Here is an 18,067-nt window from a genome sequence, read left to right as displayed (position 1 = left end):
GCTGGCCGCGCTCTGGCCTATCTTGGCTCGCGGAGGGGGAAAGATCGGAACCCTACGGAGGCTGTCATGCCCGATACCGACACCACCCCGCGGATCAGCCCGCAAGAGGCGCTGCAAATCCTCGAAGACGCCTATGCCTACTACACGCCGTTGCCGGTGCTGGTCACCGGCAAGCCCGAAACCCCGGAATACTACGGGTACATCGCCGCCGCCTGACCCGTGACGTGGCATGAGGGCCCGTGTCCCCCAGCGGGATGCGGCCCCTTGCGGTGCGCGCGGCTTCGCGGTCTGATGGCGGCCATGAGCCAGCCCCCACCCGATGCCGCCGCCCGCCGTGCCGTGCCCGCGGTGACCTGCTATCCGCCCGACACGCTGCCCGCGCCCGACATGGCGCTTTACGCCCGTGCGCGCACGGGCGCGGCGAAGATCGGCGAGACGCGCGTGCCGCCGCGCGCGGGGCGCTGTTTTCGCGTCGCCGCCGGTCAGGTCTTCCGCATCACCTGTGTCGACGGCCCGCAGGTGGGGGACCTGAACCTGTGGAGCGCGGCCGATCTGTCCGAGCGGTTCTACTCGGGCAAGACGCGGGCGCTGCACGGCACGCATCTGTCCGCGGGCGATCGCATGTGGTCGTGCTTTCCGTTCCTGCGTCCCATGGCGACGATCACCGCCGACAGCCTGGGCTGGTACGGAGTCGATGCCGACGGGGCCGGGGTGCATGACGTGATCGGCACGCGTTGCGACCCCTATACGAACGCGGTGCTGACGGGCGGGCAGTACCACAAGTGCTGCCATTCCAACCTGATCCGTGCGCTCGCCGCCGAGACGGGGATGGGGGCGGATGCGGCGGAGGCGCATGTGCATGACGTGCTGAACGTCTTCATGTGCACGGGGTTCGCGCGCGACACGCACCGCTATTTCACCAAGGCAAGCCCGGTGCGGCCCGGCGACCATGTCGAGTTCTTTGCCGAGATCGACCTGCTGGGGGCGCTGTCGGCCTGCCCCTGGGGCGATTGCGGCGTGAACAGCCCAGCCGAGGCGACCTGCCACCCGCTGCTGGTCGAGATCTTCGCGCCCGCCCCGGGCGCCCTGGCCGGCTGGACCCCGCCGCCGCCCGCACCCTACGACCGCAGCCACGGGCGGTGAGTTCGCCTCAGGCGAAGGCCGCGTCCAGCGCGATCTCGACCATGTCGCCGAAGCTGCGCTCGCGGTCGCCGGGCGCCAGCGCCGCGCCGGTCGGCAGGTGGTCCGAGACCGTCAGCACGGCAAGCGCGCGGGCATCGAGGCGGGCGGCAAGGGTGTAGAGTTCAGCCGTCTCCATCTCGACCGCGAGCACGCCGTGGCGGGTCAACTGCTCGGTCAGGTCGGGGCGTTCGTCGTAGAAGACGTCCGAGGAGTAGATGCCGCCCACATGGGGGGCGATGCCCTTTGCCGTCGCCGCCCGGTGCGCCGCCGCGAGCAGGGCGAAGTCGGCGCAGGGGGCGTAGTTCAGCTCGCGGAACACCCCGCGCGAGGGCGTGGACAGGGTGGAGGCGGTCATTGCCAGCACGATGTCGCGCAGCGCGACATCGGGCTGCATCGCGCCGGTCGAGCCGATGCGGATCAGCGTTCTTGCGCCATAGTCGCGGATCAGTTCGTTCACGTAGATCGAGAGCGACGGCATGCCCATGCCGGTGCCCTGGATCGTGACCTTGTGCCCCCGCCAGGTGCCGGTGAAGCCCAGCATGTTACGGGTCTCGTTCACGCAGGTGGCGTTCTCGAGAAAGGTCCGGGCGGCCCATTTCGCGCGCAGGGGATCGCCCGGCAGAAGCACCGTCTCGGCGATCTCGCCGGGATTCGCGCCGATATGGATGGTCATGGGCGGCCTCCGTGGTCGTCGCCGCGACGGTAGCGCCCGCGTGCGCCGCTGCCCAGCGGTATTGCGCGCCGGTTTCGCCCCGGCTGGCGCCGGGCGACCCGCCGGGGGCGCTGCCCCCGGACCCCCGGGATATTCGGGCCAGAAGAAGGCCGGGGCGGGTGCGGCGGATCCGGGGCGGGGTTACTCGGCGGCGACCGGTTCCGGGCCGATCAGGCCGACGATGTCGAACATGATGCGGTTCAGCTCGAAATCCTTCGGCGTGTAGACCTTGGCCACGCCCATCGCGGTCAGCCGCCGGGCGTCCTCTTCGGGGATGATGCCGCCGACCATGACGGGGATGTGCAGGAGGTCGTGTTCCTTCATCAGCCGCATCAGGCTTTCCACCAGCGGGATGTGGCTGCCCGACAGGATCGACAGGCCCACGACGTCAACGCCGCCGTCCTTGGCCGCGGCCACGATCTCGGCCGGGGTCAGGCGGATGCCTTCATAGGTGATGTCCATGCCGCAGTCGCGGGCGCGGGCGGCGATCTGTTCGGCGCCGTTGGAATGGCCGTCGAGTCCGGGCTTGCCGACGAGAAGCTTCGGGCGGCGACCCAGTTGCCCGGTCAGCGCGTCCACCGCGGCGCGGATTTCGTCCAGACCCTCGGTGCGGTTGGACGGGCTCGACGACACGCCGGTCGGGCCGCGATACTGGCCGAACACGGCCCGCAGGACGTCGCCCCATTCGCCGGTCGTTGCGCCCGCCTTGGCCGCCGCGATGGACGGCGGCATGATGTTCGCGCCGGTGGCCGCGGCTTCGCGCAGGGCCTTGAGCGCGTCGTTCACCGCCGCCTCGTCGCGGGCGTCGCGCCACGCGTTCAGGCGCGCGATCTGGTCGGCTTCCACTTCCGGGTCGACGGTCATGATCGAGTCTTCGCCGGAAGTGAGCGGCGAGGGCTCGCCCTCGGTCCAGCGGTTCACGCCGACGATGACCGTCTCGCCGGTTTCGACACGGGCGATGCGTTCGCCGTGGCTTTCGACAAGGCGCGATTTCATGTGATCGATGGCCGCCACGGCGCCGCCCATGGCGTCGATCTGCGCGAGTTCGGCGCGGGCGCCGTCCTTCAACTCCTCGACCTTGGCGGTCACCACGGGGTTGCCGTCGAACAGGTCGCCGTATTCCAGAAGATCGGTCTCGTAGGCCAGGATCTGCTGCATCCGCATCGACCACTGCTGGTCCCAGGGTCGGGGCAGGCCGAGCGCCTCGTTCCAGGCCGGCAGCTGGACGGCGCGGGCGCGGGCGTTCTTGGACAGCGTGACCGCCAGCATCTCGATCAGGATGCGGTAGACGTTGTTTTCCGGCTGCTGCTCGGTCAGGCCGAGGCTGTTGACCTGCACCCCGTAGCGGAAGCGGCGGAACTTCGGGTCCTCGACACCGTAACGTGCGCGGCAGATCTCGTCCCAGAGTTCCGCGAAGGCGCGCATCTTGCACATCTCGGTGACGAAGCGGATGCCGGCATTCACGAAGAACGAGATGCGGCCGACCATGCCGGGGAAGTCCTCTTCCGAGACCTTGCCCCTGAGGTCGTCCAGAACGGCGGTGGCGGTGGCGAGCGCGTAGGACAGCTCCTGTTCCGGTGTCGCGCCGGCCTCCTGCAGGTGGTAGGAACACACGTTCATCGGGTTCCACTTCGGCAGATGCTCGCGCGTGTAGGCGGCGACATCGGTGATCATCCGCAGGCTGGGCTTCGGCGGGCAGATATAGGTGCCGCGGCTGAGGTATTCCTTGATCAGGTCGTTCTGCACCGTGCCTTGCAGTTTCGAGATGTCGGCGCCCTGTTCCTCGGCCACCGCGATGTAGAGCGCCAGAAGCCAGGGGGCCGGCGCGTTGATCGTCATCGAGGTGTTCATCTGCTCCAGCGGGATGCCGTCGAAGAGCGTGCGCATGTCGCCCAGATGCGCCACCGGCACGCCAACCTTGCCGACCTCGCCGCGGGCGAGTTCGTGGTCGCTGTCATAGCCGGTCTGTGTGGGCAGGTCGAACGCCACCGAGAGGCCGGTCTGGCCCTTGGCGAGGTTCTTGCGATAGAGCGCGTTGGACGCCTGGGCCGTGGAATGGCCCGCATAGGTGCGGATCAGCCAGGGGCGGTCTTTCGTCGTCTCGGTCATGGCGCGCCTCGCAACTGGGATGGCAAGAAAATTTCGCTCTCAGCGTGATACGGGAAAGAATCTGGCGATGTCAATTCGCTGCGTCGCGGCGTTGGCATCATCGGCAGAGACATAAAATTACTCACGCAGCCCCTTTTCCATTGCAAAGTTGCGTGCAGACTTCTATCTCAGCCTAATGCGCGGTGCGATTCTGCGTCGCGGCGAAGCATAGTCGATCATGGAGGCCCCGATGGCACTCGATACGAATCCCACCGTCGCCCCCTACGAGGCGCCCGAAAAAGACCTGTACGAGATCGGCGAGATGCCGCCCCTCGGATACGTTCCGCCCAAGATGTATGCCTGGGCCATCCGTCGCGAGCGCCATGGCGAGCCGGACAAGAGCTTCCAGGTCGAGGTGGTCGACACCCCCGCGATCGACAGCCACGAGGTGCTGGTGCTCGTGATGGCCGCGGGCGTGAACTACAACGGCATCTGGGCCGGTCTCGGCGTGCCGATCTCGCCCTTCGACGGGCATGGCGCGCCCTATCACATCGCCGGGTCCGACGCCTCGGGCATCGTCTGGGCGGTCGGCGACAAGGTGAAGAACTGGAAGGTGGGCGACGAGGTCGTGATCCACTGCAACCAGGACGACGGCGACGACGAGGAATGCAACGGTGGCGACCCGATGTTCTCGCCCACCCAGCGGATCTGGGGTTACGAGACGCCGGACGGGTCGTTCAGCCAGTTCACCCGGGTCCAGGCGCAGCAGTTGCTGCCGCGGCCCAAGCACCTGACCTGGGAGGAGTCGGCCTGCTATACGCTGACGCTGGCCACCGCCTACCGGATGCTGTTCGGCCACCACCCGCACGAGCTGAAGCCCGGCCAGAACGTGCTGGTCTGGGGCGCCTCGGGGGGGCTGGGCTCCTACGCGATCCAGCTGATCAATACCGCGGGCGCCAATGCGATTGCCGTGATCTCCGACGAGTCCAAGCGCGACTTCGTGATGGGCCTGGGCGCCAAGGGCGTCATCAACCGCAAGGATTTCAAGTGCTGGGGCCAGCTGCCCAAGGTGAACACGCCGGAATACAAGGAGTGGTTCGCCGAGGCGCGCAAGTTCGGCAAGGCGATCTGGGACATCACCGGCAAGGGCAACAATGTCGACATGGTGTTCGAGCATCCCGGTGAATCGACCTTCCCGGTCTCGACCTTCGTGGTGAAGCGCGGCGGCATGGTCGTGATCTGCGCCGGCACCACCGGGTTCAACCTGACGATGGATGCCCGCTACGTCTGGATGCACCAGAAGCGCATTCAGGGCAGCCACTTCGCCCACCTGAAACAGGCCGCGGCGGCGAATCGCCTGATGGTGCAGCGCCGGCTGGACCCCTGCATGTCGGAGGTCTTCCCCTGGGCGGAAATCCCGGGCGCGCACATGAAGATGTACCGCAACGAGCACAAGCCGGGGAACATGGCGGTCCTGGTGCAGGCGCCGCGCACCGGGTTGCGCACCTTCGAGGACGTGCTCGAGGCCGGCCCGACCGGTTAACCGCGACTCGCATGACGACCGAACGGGTCCGGTGCGGCGATGGCCGCCCGGGCCCGTTTCCGTTGAAGTCGATTCGCGGCGCGGGGGTGACACAGCGTCATCAACGGCTTGGCGTCGCGCCCCCTCGCTATTTCTGGGGAGGGAAAATCGGCGAATATCGCGGAAAGTTAACTCGTGCTATGCTTGTATTAACGTCCTGTTAACCACTTCGGGAAGAGAACCATGAAGCATGAGTGGCTGATCGACATCCTTGGGGACCTCCGGAACTACGCCCGGAAGAACGGATTGGTTGCTCTGTCCGAGGAGCTCACGACGTGCCAGGCCCTGGCGGCGGTCGAAATCTCCTCGGCCGAGGCAGAACAAGGGCGAGCACAGTTCCCATGCAATTCCACGTCACACCCGTCGGATGCTGTGAAGTCGGGCGATGAAAGACGTCTTAGAATCGTACCTCGACCGCTTGCAGCAGGCAACGACGCTTGAGGATCTCTTTCTTGCGACGGAGAATCTGCGTGACCATTACGGCGTCTCCCATGTCGTCTATCACTGGGTAAGCAGCGTCGGAGAGCAGTACGGGGCAGGTACATACAGCACCGAATGGGTCGACCGCTATCTGGAGCGTGGCTACGTCCGGGTCGACCCTGTGGTGCTGGGGTGCATCAATCGGTTCCACCCGGTCGACTGGAAGCAGCTCAACTGGTCTTCAAAGGGCGCGCGCGAGTTCCTTTCGGACGCGGTCGCGCACGGCGTCGGCAACCAGGGGCTGTCCGTGCCCGTCCACGGCCCCCAGGGCCAATTCGCGATGTTCACGGTGAACCACAAATGTTCCGACGACGACTGGAACGTGTTCGTTCAGGCCCATCTGCGCGAGTTCATCCTGATCGCCCACGAGTTCAACCGCAAGGCGCTCGAGTTCGAAAGGGGCGAGCGGCTTGCGCCGGTCGCCATGCTCTCGCCCCGCGAGCTGTCTGCGATGACTCTGCTGGCCAAGGGGCTCAGCCGGTCGCAGGCCGCGGCCGAACTGGAGATCTCGGAGCACACGCTCCGGGTCTATATCGAGGCGGCGCGGCACAAGCTCGGCGCGATCAACACGACCCATGCGGTCGCCCGGGCGCTCAGCGCGGGGCTGATCGTGGTCTGATCTTTAACTGACTGTTATAAAACACCTTTCCAGGGCGTTAACCGGCGTATCGCACGGTCGGTTAGCAGGCTGGTAACCAGAGTAAGGGTAGCTTTCCCTCAGCACAGAACGTGAACAGAACGTGAGAGGGATGCCCCGATATGCTGCGTTACATCTATGCCGACAGCCTGCACAAGTTTCCGCTCCTGCGCGACACGATGTTTCGTGACCGCGCGATCCAGTTCAAAGAACGGCTCGGATGGGACGTCTCGGTGAACGACCGCGGCGAGGAGCGCGACCAGTATGACGCACTCAACCCGCTCTACGTGATCTGGGAGCAGGCCGACGGCCGCCACGGTGGCTCGATGCGGTTCCTGCCGACCACGGGGCGCACGATGATCAACGAACACTTCCTGCACCTGACCGATGGCGTGCGGGTCGAAAGCCCGCTGATCTGGGAGTGCACCCGGTTCTGCCTCGCCCCCGATGCCGGGCGCGAAACCTCGCAGGCGCTGGCGCTTGGTGGCGCCGAGGTGATGGCGAATTTCGCGGTGGAGCATTTCGTCGGGGTGTTCGACCGGCGTATGGTCCGCATCTACCGCATGCTCGACATCGCGCCCGAGGTGATCGGCTCGACCGGCGAAGGCAAGGAGATGATCGGCGTCGGCCTGTGGCAGATGCGCGAGGAGTTCTTCCCCGGCGCGCTGGCCCGGCTTGGCATCACGCGCGAGACCTCGTTGAAGTGGTTCCACCAGTCCTTTTCGGACGCCGCGCCCGAAAAGAAGCGGATGCTCGAGGCCGCCTGATCGCGCTGGCACCCGTGGGGCGGCGCTTGTAGGCTCCGCCCCATGACCCTCCCCGCCGTCACCTATTCCGAGGACCAGGCCGAGGCCCATGACCGCGTGGCCGAGATGCTGCGGGCTGTGGGCGTCGACATCGACGGCGGCCGCCTGAGCCCGCGGGCCGACGGCAAGGAGGCGCTACTGGCGGTCACCGGAAAGGCGGGGTCCGGCAAGACGCTGCTCTTGTCGCGCCTCGTCGCCGCGCTGGTCGAGGCCGGGGTCGAGACGGTCTCGGGCGATTACGAGGGGCGGCGGCGGCGCGACCGGCGCACCCTTGCGGTGCTGGCGCCCACCAACAAGGCGGCGAGCGTCCTGCGCCAGCGCGGCGTGCCCGCGACCACGATCCACCGGATCATCTACACCCCGGTCTACGACCCCGAATACGAGAAGATCGCCGAGTGGTTGGCGGGCAATGGCGAGAAACCCGAGATCGAGGGGCTGACCGACGTCGCGCTCGACCGGGCGCTGGCCTTCTACAGGACGCACAGTTCGATCCCCGGCGCGCTGGCGGCGGCGGGGCTGAGGGGCAGCGATTTCATCAAGGGCTGGAAACGGCGCGAGGAGCCGCTGGATATCGGGTTCGTCGACGAGGCCTCGATGCTCGACGCGCGCCAGGTCGAGGACCTGAAGGAACTGTTTCCCACGCTGGTGCTCTTCGGCGATCCCGCGCAGCTTGCGCCGGTGAACCAGTCGGGGCAGATGGTGTTCGACACCCTTCCCCAACCCACCCTCCTGACGCTGCACCGCGTGCACCGGCAACAGGACGACAACCCGATCCTCGACCTCGCGCATGCATTGTCGGACCCGGCGCTGGAGTTCGAGGCGTTCGAGCGGCTGGTCGAGCAGGCCGCGGCGCGGGACCCGCGGGTCGAGGTCGCGGGCCGGGTCGATGCCGACCTGATGGCGCGTTCCCCGGTGCTGGTCTGGCGCAACGCCACGCGGATCCGGCTGATTCATGCCTTCCGGCGCGCCCATGACGCGCCCGAGGACGCTCTGTTGCCCGGGGAGCCGCTGATCTGCGACGGAATCGAATTGCCGCTGAAGCATCGCAAGAAGCGGCTCGACCTTGAGGCGCGGGGGCTGATCAAGGGGGCGCAGGTGATCTACCTCGGGCCCGGCCGCAAGCCCGGCTTCTCGCGGCTGCATGTCATCGGGGCGGAGGACCCGCAGCTTTCGGCCGCTTCGATCGTCAAGATCGAGATGCCCGACGAGGAGGAACCGATGATCCCCTATGCCGCCCATATGGGGGCGACCTTCCTGCATGGCGCGGCGGTCACGATCCACAAGGCCCAGGGGTCCCAGTGGGAGGCGGTGCAGGTGTTTTCGCCCGACCTTTACGCAGCCGCCCGCGCCGGACGGGTCGAGGCCGGCCAGCCGCTGTGGAAGCGTCTCGCCTATGTCGCGATCACCCGGGCCGAACACCGGCTGATCTGGGTCACGCGCTACCGGCTGGCGCGGCCGACGGGGGCGCTGTCGACCGCGGACCTTGCCGCGCCGCCTGCGCCCTTGACCCTTGCGCCGGAGGAGGGTGCCCGATGAGCGCGCGGACCATCCTGATCACCGGCGCGAGCAGCGGCATCGGCCGGGCCACGGCGGAACTGTTCCTGGAGGCGGGCTGGCGCGTGGGTCTGCTGGCGCGTCGGGCCCACGCGCTGGACGAGGTGGCGGCCGGGCGCGCGGCGGCGTTGGCGCTGCCCGCCGACGTTACCGCCGCTGCGGCCGTCGAGCTGGCGTTCGACCGGTTCACCGAGTGGGCCGGGCGGATCGACGTACTGTTCAACAATGCCGGGATGTTCGGGCCGCAGACCACGATCGACGAGGTGGCGCCGGAGGAGTGGGCCCGCGTGCTCGAGGTGAACGTCTCGGGCATGTTCCTGTGCGCCCGCGCGGCCTTTGCCCGGATGCGGGCGCAGGACCCGCAGGGCGGGCGGATCATCAACAACGGCTCTCTCTCCGCGCACAGCCCGCGGCCCGGGTCGATCTGTTACACGACGACGAAACACGCGGTCACCGGGCTGACGAAGACGCTGAGCCTGGACGGCCGCGCCTTCGACATCGCCTGCGGGCAGATCGACATCGGCAATGCCCGCACGCCGCTGGTGGAGGAGCTGGCCGCGCGGGCGCGGGCGGCGGGCGGGCCGGTGCAACCGACGATGGGTGTGGACGACGCCGCGCGGTCTGTCCTGCACATGGCGACGATGCCGCCGGGGGCCAACGTGCAGTTCCTGACCGTGCTGGCGACAAAGATGCCCTATGTGGGGCGCGGCTAGGGCCGATCGGTGCGTCGTGTTTCGCCTTGGCTGGCGCCAAGGCGACCGGCCGGGGGCTCCGCCCCCGGACCCCCGGGGATATTTCCGGCCAGAAGAAGTGTTGCGGGACGGGCGCGGCGGCCGTGTTCGCGCGGGTCAGGCGGTGTCCCCGGTCATGGTGCGCGAGCGGGGCAGCGGCGCCAGGCGCGGGTCGATCCCGTGCTTGTCCAGCAACCGGCCGAGAAAGCTCTCTGGGGCGGGTGCGCCGTTTTCCTTCTCGACCAGGCGCGCACGCATGCGGCGGCCGTAGAGGTGGACGGAGACGGTGTTCGCGGTCACCCAGGGGGAGATGTCGAGGTTGCGTTTCAGCATCTTGCCGCGGTCGCGGAAGCTGAACGGGTAGAGCACGTCTTGCGGGAAGGCGAAGCGGTCCTCGCCGGTTTCGTGCAGGAAATGCGTCACCGCGTGCGGCCCCCAGACGCCCCAGGCCATTTCGCTGGCATGGACGGAGCGGCCGGCGTCGCGCTTGCGTTCCAGCGCGCGGATCTCGTCTTCGCGATACCAGGGCGGGATCGCGAACTCGTCGGCGGTGAAGTCGAGCAGCGCGGCCAGCGCGGGGCTGTCGGCGGGCAGGCCGAGGACCCCGCCATTGATGTGCCTGTCCGATTCCCAGCCGTAGAAATGGCCGGTCGCGGCGCGGAAGGGCCTCATGCAGTAGGCGTCCGTGTCGGCCCAGATGGTGTTTTCGCTTTGCGCGAGCAGCCGGTAGCGGAAGAGGTCGGAATGCAGGGCGGGGCTGCCGGTGCGCGCATGGGTGAGAAAGTCCGTTCGCGGCAGGATCTCGGCCGCGTCGGCGGGTTCGACCCCGTCGGGGACGTTCTCCACGGCGCCGTACCGGTAGAGCAGGACACGGTGGCCGGCGTCGACGAAGGATTTCAGGCAGAGCTGTTCGAGAAAGCTGAGCGGCCCCTCGATCCAGAGGGCGGCGATGGTGGGCAGGGTCATGGCGTGCAGCCCCCGCGGCGGGCGGCGCCGTGCACCGGGGGGCTGGGATAAGCGAGGCTTTCGCGCATGGGGATGGTTTCCTTGGGCTCAGTGGGCGGTTGCGCCGTGCGGGACGGTGAAGAAGAAATCCGGGCCATGCGCGGACCGGAGAACGGCGTCGGGGATGCATTCGGGACCCGCGAGGAACACCTCGGCGCCGAAATGGCGGAGCATGCGTGAGAGCCGTTCCATCCGCCAGCCGGTCAGTTCGGCATAGAAGGCGGCGTAGGTCGGCGTGGCCCGGAGTGCGGCGATCCGGGCGCGATGCGCGGTGACGGCCGCCGCATGCGCCGCGGCGATCTCGGGGTCGGCCAGGAGTCGGGTGCGCTCGGCCTCCATCGCCGGGATCATTCGCTGGATCGAGAGCTCTTCCTCGGCGTTGTGGTTCATCCGGAACCAGTATGCGAGCCCCTGGTCGCGGTCGACATGGTTCACGCGGCCCCGGTCGCGTTTCACCAGGAAGCTTTCGGCCGAGCGCACGGCGTAGTGGTTGAGTTGCACGAGGTCGTAGCCCACCGTGTCGGCGGTGGAGCGCCAGGCGGTGCGGTACATCTGGCGCGGCAGGGGGCGGCCCGAGCCGTTGACCCAGTTGACATGTTCCCAGAGCTGGGGGGTGAGCCCCTTGGGGCGGTGCACGCCAAGTTTCTTGAAGAACCCCACGTTGCGAAACAGCGTCTTGAAGCCCCAGGCCTGGTGCGGCTTGCGCGTGAGCTCGGCGGCGCAGCGGGTGAACTGGGCCGGGACCGGCGCATCCTCGAACCCGTGGATGTGGGCATTGCCGAAGAGCCGCCACGTGCAGGAGATCATGTTGGCACCCGCCACCGCCTGATACAGCGCCCGAAGGGTGCCGTCGCCCGTCTTGATGTTGATGTATTCGTCGACATCCATGCAGATCAGCCAGTCGGCGGCGCGGATCAGCGGTTCGTCTTCGGCGGCCCGAAGCGCGGCGTGCTGGGGCTTGAGGCCCATCGCCCTGTAGGGGTTGTCGCGGTGCTGCACATGGCCCTTGCGCTGGAGCAGGTCGAGCAGGCGGTCGGTGCCGTCGCTGCAATCGTTGGTGTAGATCAGGATGTCGTCCACCCCGATCGCCCGGTGATAGGCCAGCCAGTCGAGGATGAAGGGGCCTTCGTTCTTCATCGTGGTGACGATGGCGGTGCGGGTGGCGGCCGGATCGATCCGGGGCGGGGCGACCCGCGGCATGCGCACCGGGCTCTGGCCGAACTCGGTGGCGCACAGGCGCAGGAGGGCGGGGTCTTCGACCAGGCTTGACTTGGGCACGAGGCGCGAGACCGGGTGGCCCCGGTGGCGAAGCCCCATGCAGCGGTAGACGGGCGCGAGATCCTCCTGCCGCAGGTGCGCACCGGCGATGCGGACCATGCGCCAGACGGTGCCGGGGCCGGCCTTGGCCGGGGCCACGCACCAGCGCCGCCCGCGGCGCGGGGTGTCGAACGGCACGCAGGCGTGGTCGTGGAAGCGGGGGGCTTCGGGGTCGCGCACGCGCCACGGAAAGACGTGGCGCGCGACCAGAAGCAGAGCCCCCGAGGGGGCCTCTTGCGCGCGGTCGAAGACGGACGGCCCCTCGACGGGCGCGAGCAGGTCGTGCAGGTCCAGATCGGCGACGGCGCGGGCCTCGTCCAGGTAGGCGTGGCGCAACCATTCGTAGATCTGCACTTCGCCGAGGGGCGCGGTCCAGGGGTCGGGGGCGGGCAGGTCCATCCGGTCCTTGCCCGGCGCCTCCGCGGCGTTGAACGGGTGGGCCTCGGGCGGCAGTCCGGGTTTGCCCAGCGGCGCGTCGAGATCGAGCAGGACGAGCCGCTCCAGACCCGCGATCCCGGCGGCGTTTCTCTCCAGCGCCTCAGCGAAGGCCGCATCGCCCGCCGGCGCACGGTCGAGGATCAGCGCCGCCTGCATGCCGCGCCGCACGTGATAGGCCAGCCAGTCGGCCGCCTGCGCCGCGCCTTCGCCGTTCCGCAGCGCGACCAGGGTGTTCAGGCCGGAGAAGAGTCCGGTCTCCGCCGGGCGGAGGTCAAGCGCGGTCTCGGCCGCTCCGAGGCGGATCGGCATCGGGCCCTCGGTCTCGGGCGTGTCGGCGCAGACCACGAGGCCGCCACCGATGGAGCGCATGCTGCGGATGGTCGTGGTGCCCGCGGGCCCGATCGCCTGCGCCGGCGTTCCGGAGGCGAAAACGAGCCATGCGCGCCGGCCCGACCCGGCGGGGCCGGCCACGGCGTCGAAACACAGAAAGTCGCCCCGGCGCTGGGTGCGCAGGCTCCGCCGCAGAAAGGATGGCGAGTCGAGCGGGAGCGGGGGGTGCATGCGGGCCTGGTCGCCGGAAGTTGATCTATGCGACCATCAATACCACTTATGGGTGTTTTTCTGCAAATCCTGCGGAAGGGTGTGGCTATCGTCTCCTGCTTGCGGGTGAAAGGCCGCTATGCGCCCAGGACCGGGATGGCCCGGTGGACCGTCGCACGGTGCCGGACCACGGCGGCCGCGCGCGGCCCATCCTCACGACGCGGAGGCGGGGCCTGTCAGGCCGTCCAGTGCCCGGGGGGCTTGAGCGTCAGCGGCTGGCCCGCGATCACGACCACGACCTCGTCGGCGATCTCGGCGATGGCCTGGTTCATCAGCCCCACGGCCTCCTGGTAGCGGCGCGTCAGGGTGCTTGCGGGGGCGCCGCCGCCGATTTCGCTGCTGACGAGTACCAGCGGGCTGTTCTGCTCGGCGACGGCGGTTTCCAGTTCGCGGACGCTCTCGAACCAGTCGAACCGGTCCAGCATCACGTTCGACAGCCAGCCGGCAAGGCACTCGACCAGCCGCGGGCCGGTCCCGTCCGTTTCCCGAATTGCCCGGACGAGGCCGAGCGGTTCGCGCACGGTGATCCAGTCCGTGCCACGCCGTGCCTTCTGTGCGGCGATTCGTGCCGCCATTTCCTCGTCGCGCGGCGAGGTCGTCTCGATCAGCGTTGGCCGGCCACGACAGGCGCGCACCCGCGCCTCGGCATAGAAACTCTTGCCGGACCGCACGCCCCCCGTGACCAGCAGGCTTCCCACCACGTCTCGACATCCCCCGAAATCAATAGACTCCCTCTTGTGCGATTAAGCAAAGGCCCCGATTTCGCTGTCAATGCTGCCGTTGCGTCCCTTTCGATCTTAACCGGCCGGGGGCGTCGCGGTCGCCAGCAGCGTGTCGATGGGCATGTGACGTTCGAGATGGGCGGCCAGCGCGTCCAGCGTGTCCTCGACCGCCGCCCCGTAGGAGTGCGGGCCGGCCGGCTGCCCCAGCGCGGAGAGCCACGCGCGGCGGAACCCGTCCGCCGCGAACAGGCCGTGCAGGTAGCTGCCGGCGATGCGTCCGTCCGCCGAAACCGCGCCCTCGGGCCGGCCGCCGACATGGGCGAAGGGGCGCGTCCGGTCCGGCCCGTCGGTGCGGCCGATATGGATCTCGTAGCCGTCGAAGGCCGCGCCCGTGGCGGCATGGGTTGCCGCGATGCGGGTGAGCGTCTTGTCGGGCAGCATGACGGTCTCGAGATCGAGCAGGCCCAGCCCGGCGGTCTCGCCGGCCGGGCCTTCGAGCCCCTCGGGGTCGCGGATTTTACGGCCCAGCATCTGGTAGCCGCCGCAAAGCCCCAGCACCCGCCCGCCGCGCCGCACATGGGCGGCGAGGTCCACGTCCCAGCCCTGGCCGCGGAGAAAGGCGAGATCGCCGCGGGTGGACTTGGTGCCGGGCAGGATCACGAGGTCGGCATTCCCGGGTAGGGGCTGGCCGGGCGGGACCATGGTCAGGCGCAGGTCCGGTTCGAGCTTCAGCGGATCGAGATCGTCGAAATTGGCGATCCGAGACAGCATCGGGCAGGCGATGTGAAACCCGCCCGTGCCGGAGGGCGCGCCCAGGTCGACCGCATCCTCGGCGGGCAGGCGGTGCGCCTGGTCGAACCACGGCACCACGCCGAACCCCGGCCACCCCGTCGCCTGCTCAACCGCCGCATAGCCGGCGTCGAAGAGACGCGGATCGCCGCGGAACTTGTTGATCGCAAAGCCCCGGACCATCGCGGCGTCGGCCGGGTCGAGCACCGCCTTCGTGCCGACGATCTGGGCGATGACGCCGCCGCGGTCGATATCGCCGACCAGGATCACCGGCACGCCGGCGGCTCGCGCGAAGCCCATGTTCGCGATGTCGCCGTCGCGCAGGTTCACCTCGGCGGGGCTGCCGGCACCTTCGACAAGCACGAGATCGGCCGAGGCCGCAAGGCGGGCGAAGCTCTCCAGCACGGGCGCCATCAGCGCGGCACGGCGGCCTGCGAAATCCGCCGCGCGCAAGGGGCCGCGGGCGTGGCCCTGCACCACGATCTGCGCCCCGGTGTCGCTTTCGGGCTTGATGAGGACCGGGTTCATGTCGGTCATCGGGTCCAGCCCGCAGGCCAGCGCCTGCAGCGCCTGCGCCCGGCCGATTTCGCCGCCATCGGCGGTGACGGCGGCGTTGTTCGACATGTTCTGCGGCTTGAACGGCGCGACCCGCAGGCCCCGCGCCCGCGCCGCGCGGCACAACCCGGCCACGAGCAGCGACTTGCCCACGTTCGAGCCGGTCCCCTGGATCATCACCGCGCGGGCGGCCATCTCACTCCTCCCTCGGCAGCGTCGCACGCCGTTCGGCGAGGCGCGCGATCGCGTCCAGCACGTGCGGCGTGCCGCAGGTCCAGTCCGGCCCGGTGAAGGCGGGACGTTCGGCGGCCGCGATGTCGCGCAGCGCCGGGTGAGCCAGGATTTCCTCGGCGCGCGAACTGGCGGGGTAGGGGCGCGAGAGAATCAGCAGGTCGGGATCGGCCGTCACGACCTCCTCCAGCGCGAGCCGCCCGCCCTGCCGAAGACCGAGTTCCGCGGCCAGATTGTCGAATCCCGCATGGGCAAGGATGTCATCGGACAGCGTGCCGGCCCCTTGCGTATAGCCGTTGGGATGGAAGATGGCGGCCAGCGGCCGCGGGCCGTCGCCGCGGGACAGCGCGGCAAGGCCCGCCTTGAATGCCGTCGCCAGCGCCTCGGCCCGCGCCGTGCGGCCAAGCAACTCGCCGACCCGGCGCAGCTGCGCCGGAATCTCGGCCACCGATCTGGTGATCTCGATTTGCGCGACCGGGATGCCCAGCCGGCGCAGCATGCCCAGCGTGGCCGGGTCGGAATAGACGCCCGCCAGCACGAGGTCGGGCCGCATCAGCGCGATCTCCTCGGCGCCGCCGCCATTCGCGGGATAGGCGCCGGCCTCCTGCGCCATCGGGGAACTGCGCGGGTCCGCTGCCAGGTCGCTGACCGAGACAAGCTGGCCCTCGCCCGCGATCAGCATGGCAAGCTGATCGGTGCAGAGATTCATCGAGACCACCCGTTCGGGCGGCTTGGCCAGCGCCGCCGCCCCGGCGCAGGCGAGGGCGGCGGCCAGCGCTATCAGCCTAGAAGGACGCACGCAGCCCCACGTAGAGCGAGCGGCCCGCACCGTTGTAGCCGCGCACCGGCTCGTAGTCCTCGTCGAACAGGTTCTCGACGCGGAGATAGGCCTCGGCGGTTTCCGTCAGGGCGTAGCTCAGGCCGGCATTGACGACCGTATAGTCCGCGATGTCCGACGGCGGTGCCGGGAACGGGTTCGTGTCGAACCGATCGGCCACCGTCTGCAGCGAGAGCCGTCCGTCGAGCCGGTCGGTCAGCCCCGCTTCGAGCCCGAGGCTGAAATCGTGGCGCGGCACCCGCACCAGCCGGTCGCCGCTGTTCTCGGCATCGGTGTAGGTATAGGCGCCGGTGAGCGCGACGGTATCGTTCAGAGCGTAGCGGCCCGACAGCTCGATCCCCTTGCTGTTGGTCGTGCCGGGCACCTGGGCGTAGGCGGCGCCGCTGAAATCGATCAGGTCGTCGATCTCGGTATAGAACAGCGTCGCTTTGGCGAAGCTCTCGCTGCCGTAGCGTTTCTCGATCCCGAGTTCCGCGCTGCGGCTCGTCTCCGGTTCCAGGGCGGCGTTGCCGAAGGGGCCGAACCGTTCGTAGAGCGAGGGGGCGCGATATCCGGTGCCGAGGACGGCGCGGACGATCACGTCTTCGCGCGGCCGCCAGGCGAGCGCGACCCGCCCCGTGGCCTGATCGTCGAAATCGGAGTAGCTGTCGTAGCGCAGCGACAGCGCCAGGTCGAGGTTGGCCGTCGGGGCATACTGCACCTCGCCGAAGACTGCGCCGTTCTCCCCATCGTAGGACGCGCCGTCGAGCGTCGCCGTCTCCTCGGTCCAGTCCGCGCCAAAGGCGAGCGACAGGTCCGCGTCCAGGTCGACCGCGCCGAGATACTCGAGCTTGATGCGCTCGCCCACGAAGCGTTCGGTGAAGCCGCCCTCGTCGAAGCGTTCGGTCTCGACGGTCGAGACCGCGAATTCATGATCGACTGCGCCGGTGGTCAGTTCCGCGAAGGCGCGCAGGCCCTTTCGCGTTTCGTCGATCTCGCCACTCGGGTCCGCGGCAGCGCGGTCGAACTCCACGGTGCCGTCCGACCAGAGCGCCGAGACACCGAGACGCAGGTTCTCGGTCGCGTCGAAGGCGGCGAAAAGCGTCATCAGCGACTGGTCGTAACCGTCATCCTCGCTATTCGTGTTACGTGCCGAGAAGCCGTCCGCGGTCACATGCGACAGCGTCAGCGCGATTTCGCCGCGCTCGCCGACCTGGCCGAGGTTCAGCGTCGTCGCGCCTGTGCCGTAGCTGCCGCCCTCGACGCGTGCCTGCCCGGAGAATCCTTCATCCACCGGCCGCCAGCTGGTGATGTCCACGACGCCCGCGATCGCGTTCGAGCCGTAAAGCGCCGATTGCGTGCCCTTGAGCACCTCGATCCGGCCCGGAAGCCCCGCGGTTAGCGTGCCGAAATTGAACGAGGTCTGGGTGCCGGATGGGTCGGTCACGTCGATCCCGTCGATCCGAACCCCGATATAGCTGCCGCCGAGGCCGCGCAGCCGAACCGTGGAACTGGCGCCGAGCCCGCCATTCGCGGTGACGGTGACGCCGGGCAGTTGCGACAGCGTCTGGCCCACGCTCTGGCCGCCCTCGACGATCTCGCCGAAGTCGAGCGTCTCGACCGTTGTGCCGGTGCGGTTGACCTCGATCGGTACCAGCGTCGCCGAAGCGACGAGTTCGTCGAGCAGGAAGCTGTCCTGCGCCTGTGCGGCGAGGGGAGAGAGGGCGGCGAGGCCCAGGCCGATGGCGGATGTCGTGCGAAGCATGTGCGTCCCGTTCCGTTGCAGGGCCTTTGGCGGGCCCGTTCTTCTTTTGCAAGTCA

15 protein-coding genes are annotated in these 18,067 nt (G+C 68.8%); 7 read left to right on the top strand and 8 right to left on the bottom strand.

Going from position 1 to position 18,067, the window contains the following annotated elements; all coding sequences use genetic code 11:
• Window positions 1-66 precede the first annotated feature (66 nt).
• Entirely contained in the window at window positions 67-216 is a 150-nt protein-coding gene (locus BUR28_RS20045) for a hypothetical protein (RefSeq protein ID WP_175566928.1), read from the top strand.
• A gap of 84 nt (window positions 217-300) precedes the next feature.
• Entirely contained in the window at window positions 301-1,143 is an 843-nt protein-coding gene (locus BUR28_RS09595) for an urea carboxylase-associated family protein (RefSeq protein WP_074221590.1), read from the top strand.
• Window positions 1,144-1,150: 7 nt separating this feature from the next.
• On the opposite strand, the gene deoD is transcribed toward BUR28_RS09595, so the two are convergent.
• Window positions 1,151-1,855, bottom strand: a complete 705-nt coding sequence (gene deoD / locus BUR28_RS09590; protein ID WP_074219912.1) for a purine-nucleoside phosphorylase — start codon at window positions 1,853-1,855, stop codon at window positions 1,151-1,153.
• Window positions 1,856-2,035: 180 nt separating this feature from the next.
• The gene (locus tag BUR28_RS09585) at window positions 2,036-4,003 is read right to left on the bottom strand and encodes a protein meaA (RefSeq protein WP_074219911.1); all 1,968 of its coding nucleotides are present in this window, start codon (window positions 4,001-4,003) and stop codon (window positions 2,036-2,038) included.
• A gap of 229 nt (window positions 4,004-4,232) precedes the next feature.
• Between BUR28_RS09585 and ccrA the strand changes: the two genes are divergently transcribed.
• From ccrA to BUR28_RS09560, 5 genes are all read left to right on the top strand, one after another.
• A complete protein-coding gene (gene ccrA / locus BUR28_RS09580; protein WP_074221589.1) occupies window positions 4,233-5,525 on the top strand; it encodes a crotonyl-CoA carboxylase/reductase in 1,293 nt (430 codons plus the stop codon).
• A 424-nt stretch (window positions 5,526-5,949) separates the two neighbouring features.
• On the top strand, window positions 5,950-6,663 hold the full coding sequence (locus tag BUR28_RS09575; RefSeq protein WP_074219910.1) for a helix-turn-helix transcriptional regulator: 714 nt from the start codon (window positions 5,950-5,952) through the stop codon (window positions 6,661-6,663).
• Between the two features lie 140 nt (window positions 6,664-6,803).
• Window positions 6,804-7,448 carry an acyl-homoserine-lactone synthase gene (locus BUR28_RS09570; RefSeq protein WP_074219909.1) on the top strand — a complete coding sequence of 215 codons (645 nt, stop codon included), beginning with the start codon at window positions 6,804-6,806 and terminating at the stop codon, window positions 7,446-7,448.
• 42 nt (window positions 7,449-7,490) lie between these two features.
• Entirely contained in the window at window positions 7,491-9,023 is a 1,533-nt protein-coding gene (locus tag BUR28_RS09565; protein WP_074219908.1) for an ATP-dependent DNA helicase, read from the top strand.
• The gene (locus BUR28_RS09560; protein ID WP_074219907.1) at window positions 9,020-9,754 is read left to right on the top strand and encodes an SDR family oxidoreductase; all 735 of its coding nucleotides are present in this window, start codon (window positions 9,020-9,022) and stop codon (window positions 9,752-9,754) included. Before BUR28_RS09565 ends, BUR28_RS09560 begins: the two co-directional genes overlap by 4 nt.
• Window positions 9,755-9,889: 135 nt before the next feature.
• On the opposite strand, the gene BUR28_RS09555 is transcribed toward BUR28_RS09560, so the two are convergent.
• The 6 genes from BUR28_RS09555 to BUR28_RS09530 form a co-directional block, all read right to left on the bottom strand.
• On the bottom strand, window positions 9,890-10,738 hold the full coding sequence (locus BUR28_RS09555) for a glycosyltransferase family 32 protein (protein ID WP_074219906.1): 849 nt from the start codon (window positions 10,736-10,738) through the stop codon (window positions 9,890-9,892).
• Window positions 10,739-10,825: 87 nt separating this feature from the next.
• The gene (locus tag BUR28_RS19010) at window positions 10,826-13,093 is read right to left on the bottom strand and encodes a glycosyltransferase family 2 protein (protein ID WP_083626578.1); all 2,268 of its coding nucleotides are present in this window, start codon (window positions 13,091-13,093) and stop codon (window positions 10,826-10,828) included.
• A 215-nt stretch (window positions 13,094-13,308) separates the two neighbouring features.
• Window positions 13,309-13,833 (bottom strand): bifunctional adenosylcobinamide kinase/adenosylcobinamide-phosphate guanylyltransferase, encoded by a 525-nt coding sequence (locus tag BUR28_RS09545; RefSeq protein ID WP_217693514.1) that lies wholly within the window; start codon window positions 13,831-13,833, stop codon window positions 13,309-13,311.
• Between the two features lie 96 nt (window positions 13,834-13,929).
• On the bottom strand, window positions 13,930-15,393 hold the full coding sequence (locus tag BUR28_RS09540; RefSeq protein ID WP_074219905.1) for a cobyric acid synthase: 1,464 nt from the start codon (window positions 15,391-15,393) through the stop codon (window positions 13,930-13,932).
• 1 nt (window position 15,394) lies between these two features.
• The gene (locus BUR28_RS09535) at window positions 15,395-16,228 is read right to left on the bottom strand and encodes an ABC transporter substrate-binding protein (RefSeq protein WP_074219904.1); all 834 of its coding nucleotides are present in this window, start codon (window positions 16,226-16,228) and stop codon (window positions 15,395-15,397) included.
• A complete protein-coding gene (locus BUR28_RS09530; RefSeq protein WP_074219903.1) occupies window positions 16,215-18,011 on the bottom strand; it encodes a TonB-dependent receptor plug domain-containing protein in 1,797 nt (598 codons plus the stop codon). The genes BUR28_RS09535 and BUR28_RS09530 overlap by 14 nt, the downstream gene beginning before the upstream one ends.
• Window positions 18,012-18,067 lie beyond the last annotated feature (56 nt).

The sequence above is a fragment of the Rhodovulum sp. ES.010 genome, assembly GCF_900142935.1.
Classification (GTDB): Bacteria; Pseudomonadota; Alphaproteobacteria; order Rhodobacterales; family Rhodobacteraceae; genus Rhodovulum.
This window is presented reverse-complemented; position numbering and strand designations above follow the sequence as displayed.